Here is a 21,189-nt window from a genome sequence, read left to right as displayed (position 1 = left end):
TCAGGGTCCAGAATTTTACCTTCTTTCCGCAGCAATTGCTGCGCTCCCCGCAATACCGCCGGCCACAGTGGGATAGCGCAGGTTTACATGCAACTCGTACTTTATGCGGGTATTTGTGAGTCGCCGCGATTCTCGCATGAACGACAACATGCCGGGGGATATGCTGCCTTCGGCCTGGGCACGGGCAATGCGCGGCGGTCTAGGCAAATCAAATTGATCCGCTATCAAATCAAAATACTCACCCATTTTCAAGTTGGAGTCGTCGCAGGCGTGATAAATTCTGCCCGGTCTCGCGTGGCGCAGGGCAGCAAAAATAATGCGGACAAGATCGTCGGCATGGATGTGATTGGTGTAACTGTCGTCTTCAGGCAATAGTGCCGGAGAAGCATCGCGCAGGCGATCAAGCGGGAGACGATCCGCTGCGTAAATACCAGGTACGCGCAAAATCGAGACATTGGCGTGATTGCGCAGACCCCAGTTTCGCACCTGTCTCTCCGCATCAACGCGACGCAACGCACGTTCCGTTTGCGGATTGATCAAGTGGGTTTCATCCACCCAGGCTCCTTTGCAATCTCCATATACGCCACTGGTGCTGATGTAAATAAGCCGTTGTGGTAACATTGCTCCCTTCATCTTTGGCCGCTTTGTCAATGCCGACAGGAGATTCGCGGTGCGGGTATCTCGTTCGCCATGATGGGGCGGTGGTGCCAGATGCAGTACCGCATGGGCCATTCCCGCAAGCTTCCCGAGGCTGTCGGGTTTGTCGAGATCTCCATATACCGGTCTAATGCCACGCAAATGCAAGGCGGTACGACTCTCCGGTCTCCGATAAAGGCCCAGCAGCCGATAATGGGCCTGTAGCGTCGGTGCCGCGCGCAAGGCGATGTTGCCGCAGCCAACAATTAAAAGGGTTCGTTTCATAATACTTACTTTATTTACCGGTAATTTTTATCTTTGTTGACTCACTCGTAATCGAATGTCGCACCAAATAACCATCCAGCCCAGTGGACACATTTTATCTGCTCAAGCCGGCGAAACGGTACTACAAGCCGCGCTACGCGAAGGATTTCCGCTTCCTTACGGTTGCCGTAACGGAGCCTGCGGCACTTGCAAGGGCAAAATCATACAGGGAAAGGTCGATTTCGGCAGCCATAACGAGGACACCCTAACGGAAATAGAGAAGCAGGCAGGTATGGCATTGTTTTGTTGCGCTCTGCCGTTGTCGGATCTGGTAATCGAGTGCCGCGAAATCGGGGCAATCAAGGATATTAAAGTCAAAACCCTGCCATGCCGCGTGCATAAACTGGAACGCGTCGCGCCCAACGTAATGGTTATCTCCCTCAAGCTTCCCACCAATGAACGATTGCAATTCCTCGCCGGGCAATACATCGATATTCTCATGAAAAATGGCAAGCGCCGGAGTTTTTCGCTGGCCAACGCGCCTCATGATGATGAATTGCTACAGCTTCATGTCCGCAACTACCTTGGCGGCACGTTCGCCGAGCATGTGTTCACGCACATGAAGGAACGGGATATCCTCCGTTTTGAAGGACCGCTCGGTACGTTTTTCCTGCGCGAAGATTCGGACAAACCGATTATATTCGTGGCTAGCAGCACTGGCTTCGCACCGGTTAAAAGCATCCTTGAACACGCCTTTTATGTGCGAAATCTGCGTGGCAGCGAGCGGCAAATGGTACTCTACTGGGGCAACCGCACAAAAGCCGATCTGTATATGGCGGATCTGGCGGGAAGCTGGCAGCAAGAACACGACAATTTTACTTTTATTCCGGTGCTATCGGAGGCGCTGCCGACGGATAACTGGAGCGGAAGAACCGGTTTGGTGCATCAAGCCGTGCTGCAAGACTTCGAGGATCTCGCCGGATATCAGGTATACGCCTGCGGAGCGCCGGCGATGGTTGAAGTCGCCCATAAAGATTTCACCAGACTGCGCGGCTTGCCGGAAGATGAATTTTTTTCGGATGCATTTACTGCCTCCACTGCTTCGACAGGCGCACCCGAATCCTAAACCTAAATCCCGCAACGTTTGGCGTAACGTCCTGACGTCGATAAACATGTCAGCATCTTGTGGCTGCTTCAGCGCGTCATGGTAGACGGCGCGATTAGCGTCGAAGTCGACAGGTAGGTCTTCACAACGAGTCGCGCGCCTCGAACAGTTCCGCGTGGACACTCCAGACCATGTGCTTGCGCCTGTCATTATAGGTAATCCACCTTAGGTCGCGCCGGTAAGCGTCGTCATGTGGACTTGGTCCACCTTCTACTACACTACCGATTTTGCCTATCGGATGGAATCCTAACCGTTGCGCCAATCTACGAAGCGACTCCTCTGCTGTACCCAACTCAGTGCCGTACGCGCCATAGCCCAGCCAGTTGCTACGGTCGACGAAGCGCTCGTCCTGATCGAAGGGGCTACTCAGTAGCAGGAGGCCGCCGTCGTGTATTCGATGTCGCAGTGTACGGAGGAACGCCTCCAAGTTTGGCACGCGTTCAATCACCGCCGAGCATACGATCCCGTCGAAGCGACGGAAGGGAAGACGTTGTTCGTCAGCGACCACGAAAACCACGTTGTTGCGAACGACGGAGGACACATCCACGACGATCTCCGGGCCTTCTACGTACTTTCCAGAAACCGTCGCCTCCCCCACGCGAAATGAGACGCGGCGATGCCGTTGTATCGCTTTGGCAACCCGAATATGAGTTTCGGAGGAATCAGCGCCTACGACAACTCGAGCCCGCCGCGCGAGTTCGTGGGAGAGTCTTCCTACCGAACACCCTAGGTCGAGCACTGTGGCACCGAGAGGGAGTTTAGTGAAGAGCATCTCGGCCATCGACCGATAGTACATATTGTTTGCTGAGCACGAATAGAAACCCGTGACGTCGTGCAGATCGAGATGGGTGCGCGCTGCCTTGTCGTCCGCGATCACATCGCGAAAGTGGGTCTGAATGTAGGCGCGCGCATAAGCCTCGGAGTCATATCGTCCTTTGCCAAAGTCATCCTTCCTTCCGGCCGAATGAGGTGGTCCAGAAAAGAATCCTATCCCATCCTCTACACAGAAGTTGCGTTCGCATCGTAAACAATGAAGAACCCCGGCCTCGAATGTTGAGGTCATTTCAGGAACCGCCTCAGTTTTACCGGCGTATGGCACAGCTTCGAGAGGGGGTAGGTTGTGAGCGTCATTTACACAGACGGGACAGACTAAGTCACCGCCTATGAGGTCCAAACGCATAGCGTTCTCCTGGTAAAAAAGACATGGCAATGACGTTGCTCCTCCCCGCGCGATGCACCTTCATCCAGCAGTCATAAGGTTCGGGATCTCTGAAAATCTTGAATCTGGTGGGCGCATCTCTCACGCGGGGTGTCGCAAGCTTTTCATATAGGCAATCGCCTGATCAAGCGCTCCTGGGATCTGTCCATCACTCGCATAGAAGAAATGCTTGGGCTCCTCAAGCATGAAAGTCCCACGAATCCCCATCGTTATGAAGGTGCTATCTCGCGGCACTAAGACGACGGCCTTACGAGCCAGGATGGGGTCCGCGCAAACGACCCCATATTCCATCGCAACCGACGAAGACCCTGGAGTCAACAGAACAACGATATGTTCAGCAATACGCATAAGTGCTTGCACGCGAAGAAACAGGTTCAAAATGTCACGTGCATGGGTCATGGAGGTCATGCATTCAAGTCCCCTCAGCCGCAACTGATGGCAAACCATAACGGTGCGTTCAAAGGGCAGAATTGGCTGTTCCCCCGCCAAGCGCTCCAAAGTTGCTGTAGGATTGTCGAAGAGACGAACTGCATAATCTGCCGGGAAGAATGCCCCCAATATAAGGACGCGAGGCCGGGGAGCAGTACGGATTCCGAATCGCCCTTGTAATGGGATTGGAGCGACGCGGGAAAATCGCTGACTATCAACACAATCACATAAATCGTACGTTTCCCCTTCAATAAAGGCTTCCAGACCGCCAGCGATCCGTCCGTTCTCAGAACAAGGTTTATTGAAAACCCAAGCTAGATACCTACTCGTGGTTTCTAGTCCGTACATATCGAGAACTGTCATGCTTTGATGAAGCAATGCCCTCCCACGGCTACCGTCGGTGTACAGACTTAATTCACGAGAGAAAAGCGGATAGGCAAATGTACGCTCACCGACCGGAACATGAAAGTAGTAGTTTGGCGACATGATGTTACGGAGAATCGAATCGGCCAACCCACCCTTTAACACAGGGTACTGACTCATAATACCTTCCGGGGAGCGGTGCTCGCGTACAGGTTGTGCTCAGCAATATAGGCAACGAGCTCAGGAGTCAGTAGCGGGGTCGGTATTCCGCGAGCAAGTTGATTTCGGATCTGCGTTGATGACGCGCCTCGAATTCGCGGAACAAACGATTGAACAGTGCACCGGGCTGGGGTGCTACAAACGATCGAATCTTCGTCGCGTAGGCAAACAATAAGTTGCCGGACCACTTCAAGTGAGTGCTCTGGGAACTGTGCGACATACCATTGTAGGGTACTTGCGCCTAATATGAGGTAAACATCATCACCTAGATGCGCTTCCTCAATGGTGCGGTGAATATCCCACAATTCGGCATTCTCAAACCGATCCTTATCTCTTGCTGAGAATTGGGTAAGAACACCAGGGCACGCTCCAAAAAGCAAATCAATCATTTTCTGACGATGAGCTAGATTGACCAAAACCTTATATTTGACAAGTCGGTCGGCTACAACATAGACCAAATCTAAGTCAAACTCCTGCATTGCATCCTGTACGAGGAATAAATGCGCAATGTGTGGTGGGTTGAAACTCCCAACAAATATGCCGATTCGCCATCCCCGAGTCTCGCGCGAAGTAATAGACATGTTTCACCCAAAGCATTTCAAGGGGATTCTGGACCAGCAGCGACCTTCCTGATATAAACCGACCGTGGATGCATCACACCGGCTAGGCCACTTTTCTGCTGTTTACGCTGCTCAGCGATATGAGCGCTCCAGCCCGCGATACGGGCACAGGCAAACGCCGTTACCAGGAGGTCCGACGGCACCCCGACTGAACGCAATACGAGTGCAGAGTAATACTCCACATTCGTCAGCCATGGGTGTTCAGGTTTGTGACGCCGAAGGAAACTGAGGATCCGCTGCTCAAGATCGTGTGCTTTGGCATGCATCTCGGGGTCCAGGACCTGAAGTATATCCTTGAATATCTCAGATCTTGGATCTATGGTCTCATACACAGGATGACCGAATCCCATGAGTCGTAAACCTTTTGCCAACTGATCACTGCACCACTTCTCGATATCCGCAGCGCATAGAGCTTCATCGATTTGGTTCAATACAAGGGGCGGCGCCCCGCCATGCAGCGGCCCCTGAAGTGCGCAAATTGCACCTATAACGGCAGGGTAGTAAGAAGCGCCTGTTGAGGCAATGACACGTGCATTCAAAGTAGAGGCATTCAGGGCATGCTCTGCCATCAAGACCATGTATGTATCCATAGCCTTTGCATGTTGCTCACTCGCTTTTTCACCGCTAAGCATATAGAGAAAATTTGCGGCATGACCAAGCTCCCGAACCGCTGGCAGAGGCTTTAGGCGCTGTCTGAGACGGTGGACCGCCGCTACAATCATAGGTAACGTCGCGACACACGATATCATGGTCTCCAATTCCGACTTCGCATCATCCCAGATCGCGCCTTCAGCGGCCAACACCGCCTTAACCACGTGAATCGGACGTGAATGGGATGGGAAACAATTTAAGACAGTCTGGCTGAGTTCAGAAAGACATCTACTGGCTACTAAACCGCGCCGGAAGTCCTCCCGCTCTCTGCCTCTTGACAGCGAACCGTGCAACAGTAGATAAAATATATCCTCAAACTCTGCATCTCGTGCCAACTCCTGAATATCGACGCCCCGAATACAAAGTCGCCCGGTCCTCCCATCGATTAGACTAAGCTCGGTCTGGGACGCGATCACCTTATCGAATTGCACTTTTGTTGCTCGCATAGATTTCTCCAAGGCATTGCGCGGATTCATCCGCACAGGGTATTGTCCCTTGGGTTTCCTAAATGTGCGTCTCGTACACCAAAAAAAGATTCCTGCCGCTGACGCGAGTCGTCCCTGTTTTTCTAGAGCAAGTGCTTAACAGCATCCTGCTCGCTAATCAGCTCGGCTAACGCTCTCTCAATTCGATCTTGGCTGAATTTGTCGAATTTCAACCCTTCGACGATGGCGTACTTTCCTTCGGTGCAGGTGACCGGGTATCCGAATACGACGTTCTTTGGAATGCCATATTCGCCCTGGCTGGGAACCCCCATCGTGACCCACCTACCTTGCGTGCCCATGACCCAATCGCGCATGTGGTCGATTACCGCGGTTGCCGCGCTAGCGGCGCTCGATTGTCCACGCGCTTCGATGATCGCCGCGCCCCGCTGGGCAACAGTAGGCAGGAATACATCCTTGCCCCAAGCATCGTCGTTTATCATACCCTTGACACTCGCGCCTTCAACGGAAGCAAACCGATAATCCGGGTACATAGTAGAACTATGATTGCCCCAGACAGCCAAATGCTCGATCAAGGAGACGGGCCTGCCCGTCCTAGCGGCGAGTTGACTGAGGGCACGGTTGTGATCCAGCCGCAGCATAGCGGTGAAGTTCTCCCGAGGGAGGCTCGGCGCGCTCCGCATCGCAATCCAAGCATTTGTATTCGCCGGATTTCCAACGACCAGCACTTTGACATCCCGACTCGCGACAGCGTCGAGCGCCTTACCTTGGGCAGTAAATATCGGCGCATTGGCGGCTAGAAGTTCGGTTCGTTCCATACCCAGACTGCGCGGCCGGGAACCCACTAGAAGTGCATACTCAGTGTCCTTGAAGGCGACCGTAGGGTCGCTATGGGCTTCCATTCCATAGAGCAAGGGAAAAGCGCAGTCTTCCAGCTCCATCATTACACCCTTTAGTGCTGCCTGCGCCTTCTCGTTCGGAAGTTCGAGCAATTGCAGTATGACCGGCTGATCTTTTCCTAACATCTCGCCACTGGCGATGCGATAAAGCAAAGCATAACTCACTTGACCGGCAGCACCGGTGACGGCAATCCGAACGGGTTTCATGCTCATTGCAGCTCCTAGTTGATACGGTAGAAATCGGGTAACCTAGTATAACGAGGCATTCTTATAGAAACTTTTAATATAGATTGACTATTGCGTCTCCACGCTAGCACAAAAATCAGGGTCCGGTAACTCCGCGTACCCGATGGATGGGATGATAATATCAAATTCCTCCTGGGTGAGATCGATCATGTATCGTGCATACTCGCCGCCATAACCTTCCTCGATTGATCACCTTGTCGATCTAGCACTCTGGCTGGTAGAGAATTTTGTGTCACTTGATTCTTGCCTCCTGGGTGAACCACCGTCCAACCACAGGATTTAGGTTGAATCTTTATCTCGCTCGTATCGATGCATTGGCAATATATACTCAGATACTCAGGCAACGTAATTCCGCTGAACTTATCCCAAACGCTCCAACCGCTTCAACGCGAGTTTCAGTCCTTTACCGTAATGATCCTTTGCCAGCTCGGGTCTGCCGATCTTCTCATTTAATTGTGCCAACACAAGATGGGCTGGATGGCTGGGTTCAACCGACAAGCTCGCCTCCAGATAATTCTGGGCTTTACCCCAAAGTTCGCAATGGATGCAAAGTTTGCCGAGAGCAAGCAGCAGAGACGCGTCGTTAGGATTAGACTTAAGCCATGTTTCGGCACGCTCAATTTGCCGGATTACATCAGTTCCCAAGCACTCGGCGTATAGTCCCGCCAATTCGGAATCCCACTGTCCATCCAGACTCTGCTCGATAATCTGATGAGCGGTTACACAGTCGCCTGTTGCAATGCATGCATGCGCCGCGGCCGCGGCCAATTTACTATCTTTCTTATCCACCGAAGATATCGTTTGCCAGTACTCTTTCAGGGCGCGCGGATTCAATATCCTGCTTTTGAGATTTTCCGCGTGGGCATTGCATCGCAATCGCTGTATCAGCGTCTTATCAAAGGCATTACGCTGCTCCAATTGCCGGAGAAGATCCAATACCGCATCCCAGTTTTTCGATCCCTGGTAGGCCTTCAATTCCAGCCGCAGTGCGGCAGTGTGCTGGCGCCCGCTTTTGGCACGCAGCGATTGCAGTATTTTCAGCGCTTCTCCCGAGCGACGTTCATCCAGCAGTAGTTCAGCCTGTGTCATAAGTCGCAGTACTATTTCTTTCGGCGCATTATTTTCCGCTGCGGCGATAAACTCATCGCGCTGAGAATACTTTCTTAATTCATGTGCGGAACGTGCTGCGATTAAGGCATTGATTGCATTAACCGTGGGCGGCTCTTGCGGATCCAGGGCCGCAGCGGATGCTTTCTCTGCTTTGGCGTAGCGGCCTTCAAAGAAGGCCTTAAGACCGTCCAGCATCATTTCTCGCGCTTTATCCCGGCGCCGGCGCAAGCGAAACTCGCCTACCTCCGTAGGCAGTCGCAGGGTAATGATCGCCAATCGCACAACAAAATAGGCAACAACAAATAGCACCACCAGCAGAACTGCCAGCAGATTAAGCGATAGTTCAACACGATAGGGCGGCGCCACCACCAGCACGTAACCACTGTTGTACCGGGTTGCGAGCGTTACCGCTACTGCCACCGCAAACAATGCCAATAGCCAAAGTACCCACTTCATCCGAAACCCGGCAGTGAACTCATCACGAAGGCGAAGGTCAAGTAACGCGAAAAATCCTTTTGGATCATCATGCTAACCTGATAAATAAGCAATCAACAGCCGCTTCAGGATCATCTATTTCCCCCGTTCGTGCGCAAGACGATAATTACGCACTGCGTCGAGACTCGCGGAAATACGGGGTAATTCGATGCCAATTTCACTGTCTTGCAATTGATGCAATACTTCCAGCATATTGATGACTGCTCCCGATTTGCTGTCGTAATACCGGGTGATCCAGTCAAGGGAGGTGTTGATATCGACCTTGAAGCTGGCCCCATCGCGTGCGAGCAGCGCATGCCGAGCGGATAATAAACGCAACTTTAAATTCTCGCGCAAAAAATACGCCTGGGAGGGAGACAGCAGCGCGGCATCCGGTTTATCCATGCGCTGGATACGCACCAACCGCTTTATGTCCTCCCACACCTCTCGCAGAGGCTTGAGCCATGCACTTTCCGCCGCTGGAGCCTGAGCCGGAGAAGAGTTGGGTTCCGACGGCCGGAACTCCATTGCCAATGGCAACGTATCGGCTGCGACTGCAAGGTTATCCAGACGCAGGCTGATTCCCACGGTATCAACATATGGCGCTGCTTTCAGGAGATCCATGTCTTTTGCCAGGATTTTACGTAAAGGGGATAACTGCGGGCGGTCAATACGTTGCAGGCGGGTATCGGCCTCTTGCATGGCAATCAGAGCAGCTTTCACATTACTTGCCAGTTGCAACTGTTGACTGGCGATAAGCAGCAATTGCTCCACCTCTTCCAGGGTCACTTCATCGCGGTTACGTGTAAGCTCCTGGTAGAGCGCCTCCAGGGCAAGTTGCTGACTCTGCGATTCGGCCAGTTTGGCTTCAAGCAGACTGAGCTTTGTTTCAGCACGGCGCCCCGCCTCCGTCGCCTCGGTTGCAAGATAGCGCGACTCTTTACCGGAGGTATTCGCTTCAGCCAGGCGTTTTGCCAACTCAAGCTGCAAACCCGCAATCTGGTCACGAGTGTCGTACCATTGCCACGCTACAATGAGGGTAAAAATCAGGATAAAAATCAAAACGGGATTGATGCGCTTTGGCAATATCTTAGGCATTCCCTTGCGCAATCCCCGTGGCTTATCGGTTTCGGTCTGTTGAACTTCCGCACTCATGATTTTCCTAAAGTGCAATCGCCGCCCCTGGCCTCTGGCTGGAAATATTCTAACAAGCCTTGCACCAAACCTTCATCTCCGGCAGCGGTACGAATCACTTGATCCAATCCAAGTTTTCTTGCGGTTTGTGCGATGCGCTCATGGGATACGAACAACGGCGTTTTCTTGAGCCATACCTGCCCCGGCTCGCCAACCATATCGAATAAATTACGCAGCCCTTCGCTACTTGTTATGGTAATTGCATTTATCTCGCCCCTTGCCCCGGCTCGCAGTAACGGAGCAGCATCGGTACCCGGCTTGACGCGGCGGTAGCATTCCGCATATTCAAGCGTGGCGCCTCGTGCCAACAGGCCATCCCCCAGCAACTCACGTCCGCCGTCTCCCCGAAAGATGACGATGCGTTTACCTTGGACTTGCCGCAATTCGGTCATTTCGAGTAATGCCTCGCTATCAAAACGCATGGCTGGCGCGATCACCTGATTGACGCCAAAATTTCCTAGCACCCTGGTGGTTCCCTGACCCACCGCCGCGACTTTCAAGGTTGGCGGCAATGACCGTTTTGTCTGGATCAGGCTCATCGCCTTATTGACCGCGTTGGGGCTGATAAAAATAGCCAAATCGAATTCATCGAGGCGCGCGACCAGATCCAGTAGCGGACGCTGATCTCCTATATCGAGGATTTCAAGCACCGGAAACAAAACCGGATTACCACCCGCCAAACAAATCCTGGCGGCAAGATCGTCCGCCTGGTGCGCCGGGCGCGTGACCAGGATATTGATCCCGGTCAGAGGCTTGTTCACGGATGGCTCACTGTTGCAACCATGGTTGATTCCAGCATCGCCAGAATTTCTGCCGCTCCTTGCTCCTTCAGATTCCGCGCGAGCTGTGCACCCATACCCATTCCTGTTTCAGGGTCACCGCTTATTTCATTACTTATCATGCGGGTCCCGTCGGGACTGGCGACAAACCCGCGCAGCCGCAATACTCCCGCGGTGATTTCCGCAAAACCACCCAGCGGTACCTGGCAACTCCCGCCCAGCGCCCGGCTCATGGCGCGTTCCGCCTCCACACACTGAGCGGTTTCAGGATGATGCAATGGCTGCATGAGCTTGATCAAATCCGCTCGATCGGCCCGGCATTCAATTCCCAATGCCCCTTGGCCCACCGCCGGTAAGCTAAGTTCAGGACTCAACAGTGCAGTAATGCGGTCAGCCAGTCCCAATCGCTTGAGTCCCGCCGCCGCCAAAATAATTGCCGCAAACTCTCCTTCATCCAGCTTGCGTAAACGGGTCTGCACGTTGCCACGCAGAGGCTTCACCTGTAAATGCGGAAAATGCGCGCGCAACTGGCTTTCGCGCCGGAGGCTGGAAGTCCCTACCACACTCCCCGCAGGAAGCTCGGAGAGATCTGCATACTGATTGGAAATAAAGGCATCACGCGGATCTTCGCGTTCGGCGATGGCAGCCAGCGCAAATCCTTCCGGCATATCCATCGGCACATCCTTCATCGAATGTACCGCGATATCAGCACGCCTGTCCTCCAGCGCTTGCTCCAGTTCCTTGATGAACAGGCCCTTGCCGCCAATCTTGGAAAGAGACATATCAAGTATCTGATCGCCGCGAGTAGTCATACCAAATATGTTGAACTCGGTTTGTGGGTATAATTTCGACAACCGCTCCCGGATGAAATTTGCCTGCCACAAGGCAAGAATACTTTCCCGTGTAGCGATAATGATTTTTGCAGGATTGGATGAATTGGGCATTATTATTACAGTCAGTAAAATTACGGGATCATTTCCAATGTTCATTTTAGCATGCCGGCCGCCAGCCTGGATCGAAGTGCGCAAGGCACCCGCTCACCTGTGCGTTGCATGGGAAGTCGTGTTATGAAATCTCTTGCCCCCCGGAATACGAGTGTGGATAGAAATCATACCGATGAAAAAAACAGGCCGGTAAAGGATGACCCCTTGCGGGAGGACATCCGTCTGTTGGGACGCATGCTGGGCGACACATTGCGTGAGCAGGAAGGCGAGCCTACTTTCGATCTGGTTGAGAATATCCGCCAAACCGCGATTCGTTTTCGCCGAGACCAGGATCCGGAAGCCCGGCATGAGCTGGATATGATACTCAATCAGCTGAGTAACAAGGCGACGGTAGCGGTGGTACGCGCCTTCAGCCATTTCTCGCAACTTTCCAATATTGCCGAAGACATGCATCACAATCGCCGCCGCCGTACCCATCTGCGGGCGGGGTCGCCGCCGCAGGCGGGCAGTGTGGCGCTGGCGCTGGATCGGGTCTTCTCCAGCGGAACCGATGGCAGGGCATTAGCCGGATTTTTCGCCAAAGCGTTGGTTTCACCGGTATTGACCGCTCATCCCACCGAGGTACAGCGCAGAAGCATACTGGACTGCCAGTTGACCATTGCGCATTTGCTGAATGAACGTGATCGCATGCAACTTACCCCTGACGAATTACGCAGCAACGAAGAGGGGTTGCGTTGCGCCATTCAGATATTATGGCAAACGCGCATGCTGCGTCCTGAACGTCTTTCGGTATATGACGAAATCAAGAATGGTCTAGCCTACTACCGGTATACTTTTCTGACCGAGGTACCGCGTCTTTACGCGGAAATCGAAGACTTGCTCGAACGCCGGATGGGCGTAGCCGCACCGCATATTCCGCCGTTTTTACGCATTGGCAGCTGGATAGGTAGCGACCGGGACGGGAATCCTTTCGTTACACATGACGTAATGCTGCACGCGGCCGAACGTCAATCGGCGCTGGCATTGGATTATTACATGGGCGAAGTGCATCAGATTGGCCGCCGGTTAAGCCTGACAGAGCGCCTGGTAGGTGTGGACGATGAGCTGGCAGCATTGTCCGAGGCATCGCCAGACCGCGCGCCCAGCCGGGTCGATGAGCCCTATCGGCGCGCATTAATTGGTATTTATGCGCGTCTTGCCGCTACCAGCCAGGAACTCGGTCATGTCATCAGGCAAAGGCGGCCCGTCGGTCCCGCCGCACCTTACGCGGAAAGCACGGATTTTGTGCATGATCTCGATATCGTCATTCACTCACTCAAGCAGCACAAATCGAATTTGTTGGCACGCGGGGAGTTGCGGCATCTGCGACGCGCCGCGGAAGTCTTCGGCTTTCACCTTGCACCGCTGGACATGCGCCAGCACAGCAATGTGCATGAGCAGGTTGTGGCGGAATTGTTCGAGTACGGGACACGTCGTAAAGGTTATTCCGAATTGGCCGAGGCGGAACGTATACAGTGGCTGCTGAGCGAGATCAGCAGCCCGCGTCCGCTTCGTTCGCCTTATCTGGATTATTCCGAACTTGTCCAGAGCGAATTATGCATTCTGCAGGTGGCAGCGGAAATTCAGCGGCGCTTCGGCCGGGCCGCACTGCCAAACTACATCATTTCCAAAACCGACGGCATTTCCGACATACTCGAGGTCGCCTTGCTGCTAAAGGAAGTGGGGCTATTGCAGGCCGGGGAAACGCCTTATCTTCACGTCAATATCATTCCATTGTTCGAGACCATCGCGGATTTGCGCAACTGCAGCCATGTCATGAACGATTTATTCTCGCTACCGTATTATCGCGAGCTCCTGGATTCGCGTGGCAATGTGCAGGAGGTCATGCTGGGTTATTCCGATAGCAACAAGGATGGCGGCTTCCTCGCCGCTAACTGGGAACTCTATAAAGCCGAAACCGAGCTAACCAAAGTATTCAGCAAGCATAAGATTGAATTGCGCCTGTTTCATGGGCGCGGCGGCACAGTCGGACGTGGGGGAGGTCCAAGCTATCAAGCGATACTTGCTCAGCCACCGGGCAGCGTTAATGCTCAGATACGCATTACTGAGCAGGGTGAAGTCATCGGTAGTAAATATGCCGACCCGGAAATTGGGCGGCGTAATCTGGAAACGCTGGTAGCCGCCACGGTCGAGGCCACGTTGTTAAGCCACGATCCCCTCGGTGAACGCGCCGCGGAATATTACCTGATTATGGAAATGCTGGCGCGCGACGCGTTCGCGGCTTACCGCAATCTGGTCTATGAAACCCCCGGCTTTAAGCGCTATTTTCAAGAATCCACGCCGATCAGGGAAATTGCTGGACTCAATATTGGCAGCCGCCCGCCATCCCGCAAGCAATCCGATCTTATAGAAGATCTACGCGCCATTCCCTGGGTATTCAGCTGGAGCGTCAATCGTGCAATGATTCCGGGCTGGTATGGCTTCGGCACGGCTGTGGAAGCTTTTGTCCAGCGCGAAGACCGGGGCGGAAAAGGACTGGAATTTCTACAGGAAATGCATCGCACTTGGCCCTTCATGCAAACACTGCTTTCCAACATGGATATGGTGCTGGCAAAAACAGATATGGGTATCGCCTCCCGTTATGCCGAGCTGGTAAGCGATATTGAGCTACGCGAAGAAATTTTCGGCCGCATCCAGGCGGAGTGGGATCGCAGCGTAAAATGGTTGTTTGCGGTAACGGGCCGCACAGAATTGCTGCAGGACAACCCTACCCTGGCTCGCAGTATTCGTAACCGCACCCCCTATATCGATCCGCTCAATCATTTGCAGGTTGAGCTGTTACGCCGTTACCGGTCGGGTGATGCCGCCGATACCGTAAAGCGCGCGATACAACTCACCATTAACGGTGTGGCTGCCGGGTTGAGAAACAGCGGATAACCCAATCAAGAAAAGCTATGTGGTCGCGCGCATCGGGTATGCGGCATTCTCAAGACAATCTAACAAGACTTCCGATACGGTCATGATAAAAAAACTTTACATTAAAACCTTCGGTTGCCAAATGAACGAGTATGACTCGGATAAGATGGCGGATGTGCTTCATGCTGCGCAGGGCATGGAGAAAACCAACAATCCCGCCGATGCCGACGTAATTCTGTTTAACACCTGTTCGGTACGGGAGAAAGCCCAGGAAAAAGTATTTCACGATCTGGGACGCATCAGACATTTGAAAAAATCCAATCCCAATCTGCTCATCGGCGTGGGGGGCTGCGTCGCCAGTCAGGAAGGCGCTGAAATTGTAAAGCGTGCGCCATACGTGGATCTGGTATTTGGCCCGCAAACCCTGCATCGGTTGCCGCAATTGATTTCGGCACGCCACGCTACCGGCCGTCCGCAGGTGGATATTTCCTTTCCTGAAATCGAAAAATTTGACCATTTGCCGCCCGCACGGTCTGAAGGCGCGACTGCGTTCGTTTCCATTATGGAAGGATGCAGCAAATATTGCAGCTTTTGCGTAGTGCCTTATACGCGGGGCGAGGAAATCTCGCGCCCTCTGGGCGATGTACTGGTGGAAATCGCGAGACTGGCAAATCAGGGAATCAAAGAAGTCACGCTGCTGGGCCAGAACGTGAACGCGTATCGAGGTGCAATAGAGCATACGGAAGAAAGTGAAATGGCGGACCTGGCGCTGTTGCTTGAATACATCAGTGAAATTCCCGGTATCGAACGCATTCGTTACACGACGTCCCATCCCAGAGAAGTCACTTCGCGGCTGATTGATGCCTATATAAAATTGCCAAAGCTGGTAAGTCATTTGCACCTGCCGGTTCAATCAGGCTCGGATCGGATACTGGGGGCAATGAAACGTGGCTATACCACGCTGGAGTACAAATCCATTATCCGCAGGCTCCGGGCTGCCCGTCCCGATATTTCACTTACATCAGATTTTATTATTGGCTTTCCCGGTGAAACAGAGGCCGATTTCGAAGAGACTATGAAGCTGATTGAAAGTGTGAACTTTGATGATTCCTTCAGCTTCGTTTATAGCCCCCGCCCCGGCACACCCGCCGCGGGACTATTCGACGATACGCCCTACGAAATCAAATTGGAGCGCCTGCGACGCTTGCAGGAGAAGATCGAGCAGCAGGCCCAGGCCATCAGCCAACGCATGATCGGTTCAATACAGCGCGTTCTGGTGGAAGGGGTATCCAAAAAGGATGCCAGCGAACTTTGCGGGCGTACCGACAACAACCGCATGGTGAATTTCCCCGGCGACCCGATACAAATCGGTCATTTCATGAATATCCGGATTACCGCCGCGCTATCCCATTCATTGCGCGGTAGAATCATGAATGACCAGCAGCCTGTCGGTATCTGATAAATCGAAGCGGAATATGGATCAGCCACATGCATTTGCAGCCGATTTCCTTTAAGTTCGGCGAACGGGCGAACATGAGGACATATTCCGGGATTCCTTGCCTTCGTTTCTTGCAAAGTGTGCGTGTCGCTGCGAGAATTAACCCCCTACCATGGTTTTACCGAGCCTTTGAAAGTCCAGCCCGTCGAAATTTCATTTTCTCCGATCGATAATCAGCGTCTTGCCAACCTGTGCGGGGCGCTTGACGAGAACCTCAAGCAAATCGAAACCGTGCTTGATGTCATCATTGCGCGGCGTGGAGAACATTTCCGTTTGCGTGGCAAATCGACTCAGACCTTGCTCGCCGCAGAAGCGCTGCGAAATTTTTACAATCAGGCGCAGCACCATCTAAGCATCGAGCAAATCCAACTGGGATTGATCGAGGTGACGAATCCCCATCATTCGGTAAAACACGCCGCCGCCGGCTCTCTGGCACAAGCACCGGCAGGACCGGTGCTGATAACCCAGCGCAGTGATTTGCGCGCCCGCACGCCGCGGCAGGTGCAGTATCTGCAACAAATCCAGAAGCATGACATCACCTTTGCCATTGGTCCGGCAGGCACCGGAAAAACTTATCTAGCCGTGGCGAGCGCGGTCGATGCGCTTGAACGCGGCGTGGTGGCGCGCATTGTTCTGGTGCGTCCCGCGGTGGAAGCCGGCGAACGCCTGGGATTTCTGCCGGGTGATCTGGTGCAAAAAGTAGACCCCTATTTGCGGCCTCTCTATGATGCGCTTTACGATCTGATGGGATTTGATAAAACCAGCAAACAGTTCGAGCGCAGCACTATCGAAATCGCGCCGCTCGCTTTCATGCGCGGACGCACGTTGAATCAGTCATTCATCATTCTTGACGAAGCGCAAAACACGACGCCCGAACAGATGAAAATGTTCCTGACTCGTATCGGTTTCGGCTCCAAGGCGGTAGTAACCGGTGACGTCACTCAGATCGACTTGGCCAAGCATCAGAAAAGCGGATTGGTGGAGGCAAAACAGGTTCTGGAAAAGGTGCGCGGTATCGCTTTCACGCATTTCGGCGCTGACGATGTGGTGAGGCATCCATTGGTACAAAGAATCGTCAACGCCTACGAAAAATATGAAAAGCAAAGCTAGCGTTTCCGGATTTCCTGGAGGGGCTACTCGGAAGGAAGCGAGGTTGAAATTGACAACGCAATATGCAACTCATGACAAGAACGTACCCCGCCGACCTCAATTCCGCAGATGGGCAAAGGCTGCGCTGATGCAAGATGCGGAAATTGTGCTACGCATTGTGGATGAACCCGAAGCCCGCAGCCTCAACCAGGATTTTCGCAGCAAGGACTACGCCACTAATGTGCTGACTTTCGTATACCGCGATGTGCAGCCCCTGTCAGGCGATATCGTGCTGTGCGCGCCGGTGATAGAGAGGGAGGCTAATCAGCAGGATAAAAGCCTGACGGCACATTACGCTCACCTCACCGTGCATGGTATTTTGCATCTACAGGGGTATGACCACGACAGTGACGCCAGCGCAACGATAATGGAAAAACTGGAAACCGATATTGTCACCAAGCTAGGGCATGACGATCCTTACAAGAATACTGGCGGGAAGACTGAAGAACTCTGATTCCGGATGAAATGGTTTCTTTTACCTATGTCGTCCTTAATTAACTGACTTCCTACTTACTATCCGACATATTAATATGGATGATCCTTCCAAACCTGGCTGGCTCGAACGCGTCAGCGCATTGGTCCTGCGCGAGCCTGGAGACCGCGAGCAACTCGTGGCATTACTGCATTCTGCGTATGAACGGAATCTGTTCGATTCCGATGCGCTGAACATGATCGAAGGGGTAATACAAGTATCGGAAATGCAGGCGCGCGATATCATGATTCCGCGTTCGCAAATGGATGTCATTGATATCGGTGAATCCCCGGACAAGTTTATTCCATTGATCATCGAGACTGCCCACTCGCGCTTTCCTGTCATCGAAAACGACAAAAACAACATAATCGGCATCTTGCTGGCAAAGGACCTACTGCGCTATTACGCCGGGGAGGAAGAGTTCAACGTGCGCGAGATGCTCCGGCCGGTGGTATTCATTCCGGAATCCAAACGCCTCAATGTGTTACTCAAGGATTTTCGCAGTAGCCGCAATCACTTGGCCATCGTAGTGGATGAATATGGCGGCGTGGCGGGGCTAATTACCATCGAGGATGTGTTGGAGCAGATCGTCGGCGACATTGAGGATGAACATGATTTTGACGAAATCGAAGATAACATCGTCCCAGACCCAGGCGGCGGTTACCGGGTCAAAGCCGTGACTGAAATTGCGGATTTTAACGAAAGACTTGGAACGGGGTTGAGTGACGTAGACTATGACACCATCGGCGGCCTGATACTGAATAAATTTGGCCGGCTCCCCAAACGGGGTGAGTCGGTCATCGTCGGTGCTCTCAGGTTCATCGTGCTGCGCGCTGATAGCCGCAGGTTGCATACGCTGCTGGTGGAAAGAAACGAAAGCGAGATCCCGGCACACGATCGAGAATATGGCTGACATTTAGGAATTCAGACTGTGAGTGATGCAGATCACTATCCGTCGCATGCAGACCACGAGACGCTATCCGAGCCACCGGTAGTAGAGGTAGTGATCGAAGTTCCGCGAGGCAGTTTCCTTAAACGTGGTTCCACGGGGAGTATTGATTTTATCTCGCCCCTGCCGTGTCCATTCAACTATGGCTCCGTCCCGAATTATGTAGGTCTTGAAGGCGATCTTCTCGACGCGTTGGTGCTCGGCCCGCGCCTGCCGTATGGCACACGGATACGAGTCAAAGCCTGGGGGGCCGTAACTTTGACAGACCGTGGCATGACCGATGACAAACTTATCTGTGGCGATCACTCACCCGACTTGCCGCAACGCCACCGCGTCATACAATTCTTCCATTTCTATGCAAAGTGCAAGGGGTTGTTGAATATCTGGCGAAGCCGGCCCGGACGCAATGCCTGCGAAGGATGGTGCGAAGCGGCGCAAGCGCTTGCGCGCGCTCGGCCGCGGGACGGCGCATGGCGGGGGCCACCGCTTGACTTTTGACGAAATCGCTTATCAACGAACAAATCATAACCAAGCAAAATAGAATTTTGCCAAGGCGTGTCAAGCGTGGCAGAATTGCGCCCCTGTTAATTATCCTATCATGCCTCTCCTTACTCTCGAAAAAGTCAGTCTCGCGTTCGGACATCACACACTGCTTGATCACGTGGATTTGCAGTTGGATTCCGGCGAGCGCATTGGCCTGATCGGCAGAAATGGCGGCGGGAAATCCAGCCTGCTGCGCATTTTGGCGGAAGAGAATAAACCGGACGACGGCAGGATCTGGCGCGCGCCAGCCTTGAGGCTGGCTTACGTGCCGCAGGAACCGGAGCTGGATTCGGCTCTCACGGTATTTCAGGAAGTATCCAAAGGACTAGGCGCAATCAGCCAAACGCTGCTGGAGTATCACGAGGTTTCCCATATGTTGAGCGACGGCACGGGGAATACCAGCGCGCTTCTTTCCCGCTTGCAGGATCTGCAAACTGAACTGGAAGCTCAGGATGGCTGGCGCATTCAGGGAAGGGTGGAAACCGCCATTGACAAGCTTAATCTTCCCACCGATGCGCTGATTGGACAGCTTTCAGGCGGACTCAGAAAACGTGTTGCGCTGGCCCGTGCGCTAGTGGTATCTCCCGAGGTACTGCTGTTGGATGAGCCGACGAATCATCTTGATTTTCTCTCTATCGAATGGCTGGAAGGGCTCCTTCGAGATTTTACCGGAAGCGTGCTATTTGTGACTCATGATCGCCGCTTTCTCAACAATGTGGCAACACGAATTATTGAGCTTGACCGGGGAAATTTGACGGTTTTCTCCGGTAACTTCGCTGCATATCAGCAGAAGAAAATGGAATTGCTGGAAATCGAAGCAACTCATAATCAAAAATTCGACAAGGTGCTGGCACAGGAAGAGGTTTGGATACGCAAGGGAATCCAAGCACGGCGCACCCGGAATGAAGGCAGGGTTCGGCGGCTGGAAACGTTGCGGCTGGAGCGGGCTGCCCGCCGTGAACGAGTGGGAACCGTTCGTCTCAACGTGGATGAGGGCGCAAGATCCGGACGGATGGTCGCGGAGCTGGAGCACGTCAGTAAAAGCTACGGTGATAAAACCATTATCGAAGACTTTTCCTGCCGTATCCTGCGCGGTGACCGCGTAGGATTGCTGGGACCCAATGGTGCGGGAAAATCCACCTTACTCAAGCTGATACTGGGTGAACTGCAGCCCGACACCGGCACCGTGCGGCAGGGGACAAAACTCGCGGTCGCCTATTTCGATCAGATGCGCGAACAATTGAATGAAGAAGCAACGCTGATCGAAACGATCAGCCAAGGCTCCGATTTTATCGACATCGGCGGAGTAAGAAAGCATGTTATCAGTTACCTGGAGGATTTTTTGTTTGCACCCGCACGGACCCGCTCGCCAGTAAAATCTCTGTCCGGAGGAGAGCGCAATCGGCTATTGCTGGCACGCTTGTTCACCCGCCCAGCCAACGTGCTGGTTCTGGATGAACCGACGAACGATCTGGACATTGAAACGTTGGAACTGCTGGAAGCACTGCTGCAAAACTATTCCGGTACACTATTCCTGGTCAGTCATGATCGGGAATTTCTTGATAACGTGGTAACCCAGGTCATCGCGTTCGAAGGGGATGGCAGGCTGCGGGAGTATGTAGGGGGCTACGAAGACTGGGTCCGGACAAGAAACTCTTTAGAAACAGCTGTAAAACCACAGGCACCGCAACAGCAATCCTCGATTCCGATGGAGAAAATGCAGGAATCGGCCGTTCGCGTCAAATTGGGTTACAATGAAATGCGCGAACTTGATGGATTACCCTCCAAAATTGAGGCACTGGAGCGGGAGCAAGCTGATATTGCCCGCCAGTTATGCTCTCCGGCCATTTACCGTGATTGCCCGGATGAAGCCAGAGCCCTGCAAGGGCGTCTTGCTGTCATTGAAGCGGAACTCCTGAGCTACCTCGCTCGATGGGAGGAACTGGAAGCGAAACAGGCGACCCCAAGACAGAAGAAATAACGATAAGTTCCCATATATCCTGCTAC

The 21,189-nt window shown here is 53.2% G+C and carries 18 protein-coding genes; 8 read left to right on the top strand and 10 right to left on the bottom strand.

Annotated elements, in window-relative coordinates:
* Positions 1-15 precede the first annotated feature (15 nt).
* The gene (locus tag SQ11_RS09805; RefSeq protein WP_041513981.1) at positions 16-921 is read right to left on the bottom strand and encodes an SDR family oxidoreductase; all 906 of its coding nucleotides are present in this window, start codon (positions 919-921) and stop codon (positions 16-18) included.
* A 55-nt stretch (positions 922-976) separates the two neighbouring features.
* On the opposite strand from SQ11_RS09805, the gene SQ11_RS09800 reads away from it, so the two are divergent.
* Complete coding sequence (locus SQ11_RS09800) at positions 977-2,026, top strand: CDP-6-deoxy-delta-3,4-glucoseen reductase (RefSeq protein WP_041513980.1); 1,050 nt, start codon at positions 977-979, stop codon at positions 2,024-2,026.
* 121 nt (positions 2,027-2,147) lie between these two features.
* Here SQ11_RS09800 and SQ11_RS09795 read toward each other — a convergent pair whose 3' ends face one another.
* The 9 genes from SQ11_RS09795 to hemC form a co-directional block, all read right to left on the bottom strand.
* Positions 2,148-3,128, bottom strand: coding sequence for a methyltransferase domain-containing protein (locus SQ11_RS09795; protein ID WP_198140834.1), 981 nt, complete (start codon positions 3,126-3,128; stop codon positions 2,148-2,150).
* Positions 3,129-3,365: 237 nt separating this feature from the next.
* Positions 3,366-4,256 carry a hypothetical protein gene (locus SQ11_RS09790; RefSeq protein ID WP_041513978.1) on the bottom strand — a complete coding sequence of 297 codons (891 nt, stop codon included), beginning with the start codon at positions 4,254-4,256 and terminating at the stop codon, positions 3,366-3,368.
* Complete coding sequence (locus SQ11_RS09785) at positions 4,253-4,876, bottom strand: adenylyltransferase/cytidyltransferase family protein (protein WP_041513977.1); 624 nt, start codon at positions 4,874-4,876, stop codon at positions 4,253-4,255. Before SQ11_RS09785 ends, SQ11_RS09790 begins: the two co-directional genes overlap by 4 nt.
* A 17-nt stretch (positions 4,877-4,893) precedes the next feature.
* Positions 4,894-6,012: a citrate/2-methylcitrate synthase gene (locus SQ11_RS09780; RefSeq protein ID WP_041513976.1), complete on the bottom strand. Its 1,119-nt coding sequence runs from the start codon at positions 6,010-6,012 to the stop codon at positions 4,894-4,896.
* Positions 6,013-6,134: 122 nt separating this feature from the next.
* Positions 6,135-7,115, bottom strand: a complete 981-nt coding sequence (locus tag SQ11_RS09775) for a malate dehydrogenase (RefSeq protein ID WP_368730365.1) — start codon at positions 7,113-7,115, stop codon at positions 6,135-6,137.
* Positions 7,116-7,514: 399 nt separating this feature from the next.
* Positions 7,515-8,720 (bottom strand): heme biosynthesis HemY N-terminal domain-containing protein, encoded by a 1,206-nt coding sequence (locus SQ11_RS09770; RefSeq protein WP_041513974.1) that lies wholly within the window; start codon positions 8,718-8,720, stop codon positions 7,515-7,517.
* 114 nt (positions 8,721-8,834) lie between these two features.
* Positions 8,835-9,893, bottom strand: coding sequence for a uroporphyrinogen-III C-methyltransferase (locus tag SQ11_RS09765; RefSeq protein ID WP_041513973.1), 1,059 nt, complete (start codon positions 9,891-9,893; stop codon positions 8,835-8,837).
* Positions 9,890-10,693, bottom strand: a complete 804-nt coding sequence (locus SQ11_RS09760; RefSeq protein ID WP_041513972.1) for a uroporphyrinogen-III synthase — start codon at positions 10,691-10,693, stop codon at positions 9,890-9,892. Before SQ11_RS09760 ends, SQ11_RS09765 begins: the two co-directional genes overlap by 4 nt.
* The gene (gene hemC / locus SQ11_RS09755; RefSeq protein ID WP_041513971.1) at positions 10,690-11,655 is read right to left on the bottom strand and encodes a hydroxymethylbilane synthase; all 966 of its coding nucleotides are present in this window, start codon (positions 11,653-11,655) and stop codon (positions 10,690-10,692) included. Before hemC ends, SQ11_RS09760 begins: the two co-directional genes overlap by 4 nt.
* Before the next feature lie 123 nt (positions 11,656-11,778).
* Between hemC and ppc the strand changes: the two genes are divergently transcribed.
* The 7 genes from ppc (at position 11,779) to SQ11_RS09720 (ending at position 21,163) form a co-directional block, all read left to right on the top strand.
* A complete protein-coding gene (gene ppc / locus SQ11_RS09750) occupies positions 11,779-14,592 on the top strand; it encodes a phosphoenolpyruvate carboxylase (RefSeq protein ID WP_052494143.1) in 2,814 nt (937 codons plus the stop codon).
* A gap of 82 nt (positions 14,593-14,674) precedes the next feature.
* Positions 14,675-16,030 (top strand): tRNA (N6-isopentenyl adenosine(37)-C2)-methylthiotransferase MiaB, encoded by a 1,356-nt coding sequence (gene miaB / locus SQ11_RS09745; protein WP_041514013.1) that lies wholly within the window; start codon positions 14,675-14,677, stop codon positions 16,028-16,030.
* 168 nt (positions 16,031-16,198) lie between these two features.
* The gene (locus SQ11_RS09740; protein WP_041514012.1) at positions 16,199-17,179 is read left to right on the top strand and encodes a PhoH family protein; all 981 of its coding nucleotides are present in this window, start codon (positions 16,199-16,201) and stop codon (positions 17,177-17,179) included.
* The gene (ybeY, locus tag SQ11_RS09735; RefSeq protein ID WP_041513970.1) at positions 17,163-17,672 is read left to right on the top strand and encodes an rRNA maturation RNase YbeY; all 510 of its coding nucleotides are present in this window, start codon (positions 17,163-17,165) and stop codon (positions 17,670-17,672) included. Before SQ11_RS09740 ends, ybeY begins: the two co-directional genes overlap by 17 nt.
* Positions 17,673-17,748: 76 nt before the next feature.
* On the top strand, positions 17,749-18,603 hold the full coding sequence (locus tag SQ11_RS09730; protein WP_041513969.1) for an HlyC/CorC family transporter: 855 nt from the start codon (positions 17,749-17,751) through the stop codon (positions 18,601-18,603).
* Positions 18,604-18,621: 18 nt separating this feature from the next.
* Positions 18,622-19,137 (top strand): inorganic diphosphatase, encoded by a 516-nt coding sequence (locus SQ11_RS09725; RefSeq protein WP_052494142.1) that lies wholly within the window; start codon positions 18,622-18,624, stop codon positions 19,135-19,137.
* A gap of 100 nt (positions 19,138-19,237) precedes the next feature.
* Positions 19,238-21,163, top strand: a complete 1,926-nt coding sequence (locus SQ11_RS09720) for an ATP-binding cassette domain-containing protein (RefSeq protein WP_041513968.1) — start codon at positions 19,238-19,240, stop codon at positions 21,161-21,163.
* Positions 21,164-21,189: the final 26 nt, after the last annotated feature.

Source organism: Nitrosospira sp. NpAV, from assembly GCF_000832065.1.
In the GTDB taxonomy this organism is placed as follows: domain Bacteria; phylum Pseudomonadota; class Gammaproteobacteria; order Burkholderiales; family Nitrosomonadaceae; genus Nitrosospira.
The sequence above is the reverse complement of the archived record's forward strand: the minus strand, read 5'-3'. Positions and strand labels throughout refer to the sequence as shown.